Raw genomic sequence first — 12101 nt, forward strand, 5'->3', positions numbered from 1 at the left:
TTTCGCTGCTTATAACCAGTCTAATAAACGCTTAAGCGAAGTTAATTTGTCTTTGTAAGGAGCATATCGCATAGGCAGATCTAACCAGTTTGCTTTTTTTACAATTGCTTTATGATGTGAGAATATATCAAAACTCAACTGACCATGATAAGCCCCGATTCCGCTATGACCAACGCCGCCAAAAGGCAGTCGTTTGTTTGAGAAATGAACCACAGTATCATTGATGCAGCCGCCTCCAAAAGAGTAAGTGGTAATTAGTTTTTTTGCAAATGTGTCATTTTCGCTAAAAACATAGAAAGCCAGAGGTTTTTCATAACGGTTTACTACATTTTCTATCTCTGCTTCAGTTTCGTAAGTTAAAATAGGAAGTATAGGTCCGAAAATTTCTTCTTTCATCACGGCACTATCTAAATCAGGATCTTCAATTAATGTTGGAGAAATATAAAGATTGGCTGCATTTGTTTCTCCTCCAAAAATTACTTTGTCACGGTCGATCATACTATCCAGACGAAGCCAGTTTTTGGTGTTTATAATGCGGGCCAAATCGGGAGATTTGTCTATCTTTTTTCCGTATGCTTTTATGATCTCTTCCATTAAAAATTTAATGAAATTTACTTTCATGTTTTTTTGAACCAATATATAATCAGGGGCAATACAGGTTTGTCCGGCATTCATGAATTTTCCCCAGACAATACGTTTGGCAGCCAGTTTTAAGTTGGCAGTTTCATCAATGATACAAGGATTTTTCCCACCTAATTCTAACGTAACCGGAGTAAGATGTTCTGCTGCAGCTTTGGCAACAATTTTTCCAACAGAAACGCTTCCGGTAAAGAAAATATAATCCCAGCGTTTTGCCAGTAATTGATTTGAAACTTCGACTCCGCCCTCAAAAACTTCAACATGATTGATGTGAAATGTTTTTTCGATAATTTTAGCAATAATAGCAGAAGTATGCGGAGTAAGTTCTGAAGGTTTTAAAACTACTCTGTTTCCTGCTGCAACTGCAGAAATTAATGGGCATAAAGCCAATTGAAACGGATAATTCCAAGGCGCTATAACCAAAACATTTCCATAAGGTTCTTTATAAATATAATCTGTAGATGGAAAATTAAGTAATGATGGGAAAACATTTTTTGGTTTTGCCCACGTACGAAGGTTTTTTATAGTGTCCTTCAGTTCTGAAATGACATAATTAGTTTCAGTTAAAACAGCTTCAAATTCAGGCTTTTTAAAATCATCATACAACGCTTTTACAATTAAATCCTCGCTTTTTTGAATGTTATATAACAATTTTTTCAGCGTTTCTTTTCTGTATCCGATGTCGTTTTTATAGTCCATTTTATGATAAGCTTGTTTTTTTCTCTATGCAAGTTAATCGATAAAATTTAAAAAATTAACAATTAAATCATAAAAATCAAACCGCGTTCCAAATTGTCTCGTCAGGTGTTGGCGCTATGATTGTTATGTTTTCTTTAGAAACCGGGTGAACAAAAACAAGTTTTCTGGCATGAAGGTGAATACCACCATCAGGATTGCTGCGGTCGGCACCATATTTTAAATCGCCTTTTATTGGCGAACCAATTGTAGATAATTGTGCTCTAATTTGATGGTGGCGTCCTGTATGAAGATTGATTTCGAGTGCAGTATAATTTTGAAGCTCTTTGATTATTTTGTAATCAAGACTCGCCAGTTTACTATCCGGAACTTCTTTTAAGTGCGCTTTTGAAGTATTATTTTTTTCATTTCTTTTTAAAAAATGAACCAATTTGGCAGTTGCTTCCACAGGTTTATTTTTAACCACTGCCCAATATGTTTTTTTTGTTTCACGATTACTGAACAATTCGTTCATTCGTGTTAATGCTTTACTGGTTCTGGCAAAAACAACAATTCCTGTTGTAGGTCTGTCAAGACGGTGAATTACTCCCAAAAAAACATCGCCTGGTTTATTGTATTTGTCCTTAATATATTCTTTCACAACATCAGATAACGGTTTATCACCTGTTTTATCTCCCTGCACAATATCACCCACGCGTTTGTTAACCACAATAATGTGATTGTCTTCGTGTAATATCTGGAGGTTATTTTTGTCAGAAAGAATTTTCATTTTAGACTTAGTTAGATTTTTAGACTTGCTTAGATTTGTTAGACTTTTATATTTTAAGTGTTGATCTGAATTTTGAAATCATTTTAACTATTTCTTCTAATTTATCGGTTAGAAATTCAAGTTTGTCAGAATTTAAAAATCCTAAATCAAAAGAAATTAAAAGTTGCGTTTCGATTTCATATGCAGAACCAATTGCGATTTCAAGAAACCTCGAAAAGTCTTTATTTGAATTCCTTGAGGAGCCTTCAGCTATATTGGATGGAATTGAAACTGATGCACGACGCAGTTGATTTGTTATTCCAAATTTTTCATCACCAGGAAAAGTCGATGTTATCTGATAAATTTCAGAACAAAACAATCTGCTTTTCTTCCAAATCAAAAGTTCTTTAAATTGATGCATATGTATAGAATATTAGATTTAAAGAAAACTTAAACTTCTTAGATTTATTTCGATTTGTACAAAATAAATCTAAGAAGTCTAATATTCTGAAATATCTAAGAAGTCTACGTTAGTATTGTTCACTAGAATTAGGAAAATCACTTGCTTTAACATCGGCAGCATATTGACCAATTGCTTTTGTCATTTCATCATAAAGATTTAGGTAACGACGTAAGAAACGCGGACTGAATTCATTATTCATTCCCAACATGTCATGAATAACCAAAACCTGTCCGTCAACACCACCGCCGGCACCAATTCCGATAACAGGAATCGAAATGCTTTCTGCTACTTTTTTAGCTAAATCAGCTGGAATTTTTTCAAGAACAACTCCAAAACAACCAATTTTTTCCAGCATTTTAGCATCTTCAATTAATTTTTCTGCTTCTTCATCTTCTTTAGCGCGCACACTATAAGTTCCGAATTTATAAATAGACTGAGGAGTTAAACCCAAATGTCCCATAACCGGGATTCCAGCGTTTAATATTTTTTTGATAGATTCTTTAATTTCTTTTCCACCTTCTAATTTCACTGCATGTCCGCCACTTTCTTTCATTATTCTGATAGAAGAACGTAAAGCTTCTTTAGGATCTGACTGATAACTTCCAAATGGTAAATCTACAACTACCAAAGCTCTCTCAACAGCACGAACTACAGATGAAGCATGGTAAATCATTTGATCTAGCGTAATTGGTAAAGTCGTTTCGTGACCTGCCATTACATTTGAAGCCGAATCTCCAACTAAAATAACATCTACACCTGCGGTATCGACGATTTTTGCCATTGTATAATCATATGCTGTAAGCATAGAGATTTTTTCTCCATTGCTTTTCATTTCGATCAATGATTTGGTCGTGATTCTTTTATAATCTTTTTTTGCTACTGACATTTTTTTGTTTTTTTGATGATGTAAAAGTATTGAATAATTGTAACTTGAGAATCAGCAATAAAAGAATATTTCGACAGAAAAAAGTTTTCCATCTTTAAATTGTATTCTGAATTGACTGTCTTCTACAGCTATAGAATAAATATGTGGTGATTTTATAGAGGCATCAATGTATGTTCCGTATTTTTCAATGAAAGCATTTTCGGACATTGAATGATCCAGAACTGTATTTTGATTTAAAATGAATTTATTGTTTTCGTTGATATAAACTTTCACAACTTCGGCTTGATTTTTCTTTTCATCAACAGAAATTTCCAAATCCGGATAATAATAAAATAATTCGCTTAAATAAAGACCGCAGGCATCATCAATGGTCACTCTTTTAGGTGGTTTTCCAAATACTTTGGTCAAATCAGTTTGTGATAAATACAAAGATTTTGTTTTTGTTCCTTTCAAAATAAACTCTGCTTTTTTAGAAAAAGCAGTAATTTCTTCAGGTGATTTATGTTTGGCTAAACCTTTGGCTATCGCCATATTCATCTCTGTTTCGACGATCAATTTAGGATCGTTGATTTGTTTTACGACTTCATAATAACGTTTGTAAGCCGGAGCCAATTTAGAATTCTCGCTATTCCAGGCAAGTTCGACTAATCTTTCGCTGACTGTTTTACGTTCACTTAAAGCGTTGATATCAAGTTTATCGAAATCTTTTAGTAAAACGTCAAAATCAGGTCTTGCACCAATAAATTTACGTAAAGTATATTGTGCGTACTCTTCGGTAAAATTACCATTAATATTAACCCATTCTTCCTGATTTATCGGTAGATAATTGACCGCAACGGGATCTCCGGTAAATAAAATTTCTTTGATTTTTGAATTTCTGTCCGGCAATGCTCTGGCTTTTAGACCCGCAACCAAAACAAAAAGATGATTGCCTCCATAATAAGCGTCGCCACCTTCTAAAATAGGATTTTCAATATCTTTTGTTTTAACATCTTTGGCATTTAACCGGGTCGCGAGGAATTTTTCGGGAACAAAACCTTCGTTAAAATTATCAGCCTGAACCTTAAACCAGCCGTTTTGATTTTGAGATAGTAAACGGACTTCGGCACCATATTTAAAATAGCCTAAAAAAGAAGCTGAAGTTCTGGGTTCTGTATATAATCTTGTATCTGAATTAAGAAAATAACGATCTTGCGAATGCAGTAAAATAGAGCTAAATAGAGCAAACAGAAAGTAGAGTTTTTTCATGAACTAATTCTTTGCGAAGTTTTTTTGCCACAGATTAAAAGATTTTAGCGGATTTTAATCTTTTTTAATCCCTTAATCTGTGGCATAATAATTTTAAAATTTTAGCAATCTGCCATATTTACGGCAATTGCAAGTCCACCTTCTGAGGTTTCTTTGTATTTAGAATTCATGTCTTTTGCCGTTTGCCACATGGTATTAATTACTTTATCCAATGGTACTTTTGCATTTTTTGAATCGGTTTCAAGAGCTAATTCTGCGGCATTTATCGCTTTTATAGCGCCCATAGTATTTCTTTCAATACAAGGAATCTGAACCAAACCGCCAATCGGGTCACAGGTTAAACCTAAATGATGCTCCATGGCAATTTCGGCAGCCATTAAAACCTGAGCAGGAGTTCCGCCCATTAATTCGCAAAGTGCAGCCGCAGCCATTGATGACGAAACACCAATTTCGGCCTGACAACCTCCCATAGCAGCAGAAATAGTAGATCCTTTTTTGAAAATACTTCCAATTTCTCCGGCAACCATCAAAAATTGTTTGATTTCTTTTTCGCCTGCATTATGGTTTTCAATTACCAGATAATACATTAAAACTGCAGGAATTACACCAGCACTTCCGTTGGTAGGCGCTGTAACCACACGTCCTAATGAAGCGTTTACTTCGTTTACAGCAAGAGCAAAACAACTAACCCATTTTAGGATCTGGCGAAATTTAACCTCCGTTTTTCTGATTTCTTCAAGCCAGGATTGCGGATCAGTATAGTTGGATAATCCGATAAGATTTTGGTGCATGTCAAAAGCTCTTCTGCGAACGTGTAAGCCGCCCGGAAGAATTCCTTCTGAGTGACAACCAATGTACATACATTCAAGCATTGTATTCCAGATGCGCATTAATTCTGAATGAATTTCTTCTTCAGGACGCATTGATCTTTCGTTTTCGTAAACAATCTCAGAAATAGATTTGTTTTCGGAAACAGTATAATTTAAAAGTTCAACTGCATTTTGAATAGGGAACGGAAAAGCACATTTAATCACCTCTTTGATTTTTGCATTTTCGCGCTCTTCTTTTACCACAAAACCACCGCCAATAGAATAAAAAGTAGACTCGTACTCAGAATCGTCATTTTTATAAGCTGTGAATTTTAATCCGTTGGCATGAAAAGGAAGGAAATCTTTATTGAAAACGATATCCTGTAAAAAAAAGAAAGGAATTTTACGTTCATTAGCAAGATTGATTTCGTGTGTGTCTTCAATATTTTTGATAATCCCGGCAATATTTTCAACCGGAATATATTCAGGATCCTGACCACTTAGTCCCAACATAACAGACAAATCTGTCGCGTGGCCTTTACCAGTCAAGGAAAGAGAGCCGTACAAATCGACTTTTACTCTTTTTACCTGATCTAAAATAGCTTCACTTTTCAGCTCCTCCAAAAAGCGTTCGGCGGCCCTCCAGGGACCCAAAGTGTGTGAGCTTGAGGGCCCAACACCAATTTTTAGCATATCAAAAACAGAGATACATTCTTCCATTGTTCAATTTTTATACAGACAAAGATAATTGAATAATGCAATGATAAATGGCTTTTGATTGTTAATGTTGAACTTTTGTTAAAAAAGGTATTAAATTTTAATAATTTGGCAATGAAATAAATTTAAATCTTTAATATCGTGTTTTCGTAGAAAGTTAGCCTTTTTTCGGTATTTTTGTAAGGAAGCAAGATAGTTATTGACTAATTCTTGTTTCTAAAACTAATACTTCATGGATTTTGTTCTAACTCTGAAATGTCTTTTTACGATTAATTGCAATACCACAAGAAGATAAAATTACAATATGATAGAATTTTTTAAACATTTTATACAGGAATTCGAATTACCATTAAGCAATCCAGTATTAATTTTTTCATTAATACTTCTCATTATTCTACTTTCTCCAATTTTACTCAAAAAAATAAACATTCCCGGAATTATCGGACTTATTATTTCTGGTGTTATTATTGGGCCTCACGGATTAAATATTCTGGCAAAAAACTCGGCAGTAGACTTATTCTCTACAATCGGACTTTTGTACATTATGTTTATTGCGGGTCTCGAACTTGATATGAATGAGTTTAAAGCCAACAGAAATAAGAGTTTATTATTCGGGTTTTTTACTTTTATTTTACCGCTTTCTATTGGTTTTCCTGTTTGTTTTTATTTATTGAAATACGATTTTAATGCCAGTTTTTTAACAGCGAGTATGTTTGCAACACATACTTTGGTAGCTTACCCAATTGTTAGTAAACTTGGAATCGCAAAAAATCAGGCGGTTGCTATAACCGTTGGAGGTACCATTTTAACCGATACAGCGGTTTTGATTATTCTTGCGGTAATTATGGGAAGCAGTCAGGGAAATTTAAATCAGGCTTTCTGGATAAAATTAACCGTTTCATTAGCTATTTTCTCTGCCATTATGTTTTTGGTTATTCCAAGAATTGCCAAATGGTTTTTCAAAAAACTGGAGAGTGAGAAACATGCCCATTATATTTTTGTGCTTTCTGTGGTTTTCTTTGCAGCCTTTTTGGCCGAAGTAGCAGGAGTAGAGCCTATTATTGGAGCATTCGTTGCCGGTTTGGCTTTAAATCCGTTAATTCCGCATTCTTCTGCTTTAATGAACAGAATTGAATTTATTGGAAACGCTTTATTCATTCCGTTTTTCCTGATTTCTGTTGGAATGCTGGTTGATGTAAGTGTGATTTTAAGCGGTCCAACGGCTTTAATTGTAGCAGGAACATTGAGTGTTGTGGCTATTTTTGGAAAATGGATCGCAGCGTTTTTTACTCAGATTGTTTTTAAATATACTAAAACCGAAAGACAGCTTATTTTTGGTTTGAGCAGTGCGCACGCAGCGGCAACTCTGGCTGTAATTTTAGTTGGATTTAAAGCTAAGATATTAGACGAAAACATCTTAAACGGAACCATTATTTTGATTCTGATAACCTGTATTGTAGCTTCATTTGCAACTGAAAAAGCAGCAAAAAAAATTGCGATTTGCGAAGAAGAGGTTTCTCATGAAGATGCAGATAAAGATCAGATTTTAGATGAGCATATCTTAATTCCGTTAGCCAAAAGTTCCGCTACTTCAAGTTTACTGGATTTTGCACTTTTAATTAAAGATAAAAAATCACTTAATCCGGTTACTTTATTAACGATTGTTCCGAATAACGATCAGGCGGAAAAGAATATCTTAAAATACAGAAAAGCAGTTGATAAATTTGTAATTCAGGGTTCTGCTTCAGAAGTTAAAATAAACACGATTGCCAGAATCGATCATAATCCGGCGAGTGGAATTGCGAGAACTTCTAAAGAAATAATGTCTGATATTGTAATTGTAGGCTGGCCTAGAAAAACTGGTTTTCTGGATAAAATCTTTGGAGAGAATGTAGATTCGATTATCAATAATGTTGATAAAAGTTTATTTATATGCCGTTTCCAGAAAAATTTTATTGAAGATAAAAGATTGGTTTTCATCTGTCCGCCATTTTCTGAAAGAGGAGTTGGATTCCATCTTTTATTACAGAAAATATGCAGATTATCTCAGGAACTGAGTATTCCGATTGTAATTTATGCCGAATATAAAACGCATCAAACCATTCAGCAAATAGCAAATCATTTGCGACTGAATGCAAAATTAGCTTTTAAAAGTGTTTTGGAATGGGATGATTTTGAAGCAATTTCTGATGAATTAAAACCAACCGATTTAATCGTTTTTAATTTATCGAGAAAAGGTTCTGTTTCTTATCAATCCATTTTTGACAGATTACCTCAAAAATTTGAAAAATCATTTAGCGATAACAATATAATCTTAGTTTATCCACAGGATGATCGTAAAGAAAGTGCGATGGATGCTTACGAAGATTTTACTGCTACTCCTTTAACCAAAAGTCTGGAAGCAATTGAACAAATTGGTCGCGGTTTGGGAAGTATCTTGAAGAAGGGATGATTATAAAAATCTTTTTAATTTAATTTTTCAATTCAATATGACTAGAAAAGAGATTTATTTAGTAGTTTCAATTGCTTGTATATTTATTTTTATACCGACTTGTCTATTTTTAAATACTTTTATTAAATCAACCATTTCTGATGATATTTCTAAATGGGGGGCATTTGGAGATTACTTCGGAGGAATTCTAAATTGCTTAAGTCTTTTTGTTACCATTTACATAGCAATTAAAATATCTAATATTGAAGATAATAGAAATAAGGAAAATTTAAAATTTGAGAAACAGAAGCTATTAAGAGAGTTTCGAGAATCAGAATATAAAAGGATTAATTTAGAATTACAAAAAGTTTGGTTGGGAGTAACTGAGACAGATAAAAATATAGCTGAAAGCATAATTTATGCTGTTATGATGCAATACAGATATTTTACCACATCAAATAGACATTTGTTTGATTTTTTAGAGGATAGAGAAATTTATGATTTAAAAAAATCTATAGATGAAATCTTTAATGTGTTAAGAAGAGATGATAAATCAAATCTGAAAAGTACTATAGTCGATTTTGGTGAAAATCTGGACAAGTTTAACCATAAGTGTCAAAATTTTTTGTTAGAGAATTAAAATGAATCACAATATAAAATCAATCAGACCATTTATCGGCTCAAAAAATTTCGAAATATCGCGAAGCTTTTATCGCGATTTAGGTTTTGAAGAAGGTGTTTTAGAATCTAATTTTTCTGTTTTTAAAAGTAAAGAAATCGCCTTTTATCTACAGGATTATTATGCAAAAGAATGGATTGAAAACACCATGATTTTTGTTGAAGTTGATGATGTCGAGCGTTATTACGAGGAATTATCAGCTTTAAATCTTCCGGAAAAATATGAAGGAGTAAAATTAACTCCCATTAAATATTTAGATTGGGGAAGTGAATGTTTTCTTCATGATCCGTCCGGGATCTTATGGCACTTTGGAAAATTTAAAAAGTAAAGTATACGTCGCCACGAATTACACGAATTTGCGCAAATTTTATTAAACGAATCTAATCAGAATTGGTGTAAATTCGTGTAATTCGTGGCAAAATAATCAAAGAGTAAAATCTGCTAAATGTATGGTGTTTTGTTCTCTTTGATACCAGTCATTATAAACCAATTCTAAATTTTCAACTGTAAATTCCCCAAAATCATAATTACGGAACTTATCGGTAATTGCAATTAATTTTTCAGGATCATGAATTGGTTCCTGAAAACGCATAATTGTAGCGTGCGCTGTACTAATTGTATATCTGCTGTCGATACTTTGCTGTAAACCCGAGTTCTTGAAATTCTCACGTAATTTGTTTCGTAAATTATCCAGTGTTTCATCAGTTGGAAATCCCTGAATCATTATAGCAGAAGGAGAAGCTGTTAGGCCTTTAAACTGTATTTTAATTTCATTGGTCTGAATCATACTTTTGCAAATAAGCTGAACATAATCGTTTGGTGAAATCTGATTTAATTGAAATTCCTCAGAGCATGAAATTATAGACAAAACCGTAATATGAATATCAGAATCAGGATAATAATATTGATTAGGTTCGGTTGTCTTTAATTCATCAATTAGAGACTGAATATTGGCTTTAATTTCGGCATTGGGACGAATAAGTAAGGTGATCCCAAATCGTTTATCTGATTGATTTGTAATTTGAGAATCGATCGAATATTTTCCTGTCGAAATTGCTTCGGCAGAGGTTTTGTAGAGTTGGTTGTAATGTTCTTGTAAATTCATTTTTGTCTATTTTTTGGCTTCAAAAATTGATTTCAGAAGCGCTTGTAAATCATGTTTGTTGTTTTCGCCGCCACCTTTCCATTTTCCAATGATGATTCCGTTTTTGTCAATAAGGATCTTATGCGGAATTCCGTTTACAAAATAATCCTTATCCATTGTACTGCCGTTTTCAGCAAGCGAAATATGTTTCCAGTATTCTATTTTTTCTTTTGCAATTGCTTTTCTCCATAAATCTGATTTTTCATCTTTAGTGATACTAATAACTTCAAATCCTTGTGACTGATATTTCTGGTAAAGCTCTTTAATATAGGGTAATTCTTCCAGACATGGAGCGCACCAACTTGCCCAGAAATCAATTAAGACATAATTTTTATGCTGAAAATCAGCAAGTGAAATAAATTTTTCGTTACTGTCTTTTAACGAAAACTCAGGAGCAGGACTACCAACTTTACTTTGCTTAAAGTATTTCAGCTTTGTCTCCATTTCTTTTCCTTTTTCTGAATTTCTGATTTCCGGAGTGAAATTTTGAAAAGCTTCTGCATAATTGTCGTAAAAATTCATTCCGTAAAAACGACTCACATGTCTCATTAAAAGCTTAAAAGCTGCTGGTGAATCAGGATGCTTTTTAACGAAAACAAAATCCAGTTTTAATTCATTTATTCCATTTTGATCTTTCTGATTTTCTAAAGTATCAAGACGCAACTTTAACTGCTCTTTGACGTCAGTATCTTTTTCGACTTCAATTTTTGCATAGACTTCTTTTTGCAGTTTAGCGAGAGAGTCCTGGATTCTTTTTGTTGGCTGATGCAATTCTAAAATTTCTTTTTCTATAGTTGCTTCATCCTGAGCAAAACTTAAATGGCTTAGTAGAGAAATAAAAGCGAGAAAAAGAAATTTGATTTTTGTCATTGATGGTTAGGTTTAGGTTTTTTTATAGTTGTTTTTGAAGATTTATTTCTTTTTCGGTTTCTCAAGATTTTCTTTTACTCTGAATTTTACAATTTTGGTGATTAAATCATAAGGCATCGGATCTTTTAAAGGAAACTGAACGGAACCTTTTCCTGATTTGTATTTCGAAAGTTCTTCGCTAAAAGCTTCATGTCCGCTTGGTAAAGCATAAAGTCCGATATGATTTTTAAAAGCAGCAAAATATACCACTATTCCGTTTTGTTCAAAGGCAGGCATTGAATAACTGATCTTCTCTTTGGCATCCGGCGCCGCTTTCTGAATCGTTGCTCTTATCTTTTCTAAAATCTCCTGAACATCATTTGGAAATGTTCCAATATATTCGTCGATATTTTTGGGTTTTTTAACTTCCATGGCTTTTATGTTTTTTTGTTTCAGGTTTCAAGTTGTTAGTGAGAATTTGGCATGTGTTTTATTTTACCGCAAAGTGCGCTAAGGTATTTTTATTCTGAGCGTAAGCATAATCTATATTTTAAGTTCGCAAAGCTTTATCTACACAGAGCTTTGTGAACTTTTCATTTTAATGACTCTTAAAAAAAACCTCGCGTACTTTGCGTAAACCTTTGCGTTCTTTGCGTAAATTTTATTTTACCGCAAAGTGCGCTAAGGTATTTTTATTCTGAGCGTAAGCATAATCTATATTTTAAGTTCGCAAAGCTTTATCTACACAGAGCTTTGTGAACTTTTCATTTTAATGACTCTTAAAAAAAACTT

General features: G+C 33.3%; 12 protein-coding genes. 3 read left to right on the forward strand and 9 right to left on the reverse strand.

The features are described 5' to 3' along the window. Positions 1-9: 9 nt before the first annotated feature. From KHA98_RS11985 to KHA98_RS12010, 6 genes are all read right to left on the reverse strand, one after another. Entirely contained in the window at positions 10-1338 is a 1329-nt protein-coding gene (locus KHA98_RS11985) for an aldehyde dehydrogenase (protein WP_213258168.1), read from the reverse strand. Between the two features lie 76 nt (positions 1339-1414). Beyond that, entirely contained in the window at positions 1415-2104 is a 690-nt protein-coding gene (locus KHA98_RS11990; RefSeq protein ID WP_213258169.1) for an RluA family pseudouridine synthase, read from the reverse strand. A gap of 46 nt (positions 2105-2150) precedes the next feature. Next, positions 2151-2504, reverse strand: a complete 354-nt coding sequence (locus KHA98_RS11995; protein ID WP_213258170.1) for a four helix bundle protein — start codon at positions 2502-2504, stop codon at positions 2151-2153. Positions 2505-2613: 109 nt separating this feature from the next. Next, the gene (panB, locus tag KHA98_RS12000) at positions 2614-3432 is read right to left on the reverse strand and encodes a 3-methyl-2-oxobutanoate hydroxymethyltransferase (RefSeq protein WP_213258171.1); all 819 of its coding nucleotides are present in this window, start codon (positions 3430-3432) and stop codon (positions 2614-2616) included. 51 nt (positions 3433-3483) lie between these two features. Next, positions 3484-4680: an SH3 domain-containing protein gene (locus KHA98_RS12005; protein WP_213258172.1), complete on the reverse strand. Its 1197-nt coding sequence runs from the start codon at positions 4678-4680 to the stop codon at positions 3484-3486. A 101-nt stretch (positions 4681-4781) separates the two neighbouring features. Beyond that, positions 4782-6209: an L-serine ammonia-lyase gene (locus KHA98_RS12010; RefSeq protein WP_213258173.1), complete on the reverse strand. Its 1428-nt coding sequence runs from the start codon at positions 6207-6209 to the stop codon at positions 4782-4784. 301 nt (positions 6210-6510) lie between these two features. Between KHA98_RS12010 and KHA98_RS12015 the strand changes: the two genes are divergently transcribed. From KHA98_RS12015 to KHA98_RS12025, 3 genes are read left to right on the forward strand one after another with little or no spacing between them, the layout of a single operon-like run. Beyond that, positions 6511-8658, forward strand: a complete 2148-nt coding sequence (locus KHA98_RS12015; RefSeq protein ID WP_213258174.1) for a cation:proton antiporter — start codon at positions 6511-6513, stop codon at positions 8656-8658. A 37-nt stretch (positions 8659-8695) separates the two neighbouring features. Continuing rightward, on the forward strand, positions 8696-9277 hold the full coding sequence (locus KHA98_RS12020) for a hypothetical protein (RefSeq protein WP_213258175.1): 582 nt from the start codon (positions 8696-8698) through the stop codon (positions 9275-9277). A gap of 1 nt (position 9278) precedes the next feature. Next, positions 9279-9644 (forward strand): VOC family protein, encoded by a 366-nt coding sequence (locus tag KHA98_RS12025; protein ID WP_213258176.1) that lies wholly within the window; start codon positions 9279-9281, stop codon positions 9642-9644. 96 nt (positions 9645-9740) lie between these two features. On the opposite strand, the gene KHA98_RS12030 is transcribed toward KHA98_RS12025, so the two are convergent. Genes KHA98_RS12030 through KHA98_RS12040 form a run of 3 tightly spaced genes read right to left on the reverse strand, consistent with a single transcriptional unit; the run spans position 9741 to position 11741 of the window. After that, positions 9741-10421, reverse strand: a complete 681-nt coding sequence (locus KHA98_RS12030; protein WP_213258177.1) for a 2'-5' RNA ligase family protein — start codon at positions 10419-10421, stop codon at positions 9741-9743. A 6-nt stretch (positions 10422-10427) separates the two neighbouring features. After that, positions 10428-11330: a TlpA family protein disulfide reductase gene (locus tag KHA98_RS12035; protein WP_213258178.1), complete on the reverse strand. Its 903-nt coding sequence runs from the start codon at positions 11328-11330 to the stop codon at positions 10428-10430. 42 nt (positions 11331-11372) lie between these two features. Next, on the reverse strand, positions 11373-11741 hold the full coding sequence (locus tag KHA98_RS12040) for an iron chaperone (protein WP_213258179.1): 369 nt from the start codon (positions 11739-11741) through the stop codon (positions 11373-11375). Between the last annotated feature and the right edge of the window lie 360 nt (positions 11742-12101).

Source organism: Flavobacterium branchiicola, assembly GCF_018383905.1.
Classification (GTDB): Bacteria; Bacteroidota; Bacteroidia; order Flavobacteriales; family Flavobacteriaceae; genus Flavobacterium; species Flavobacterium branchiicola.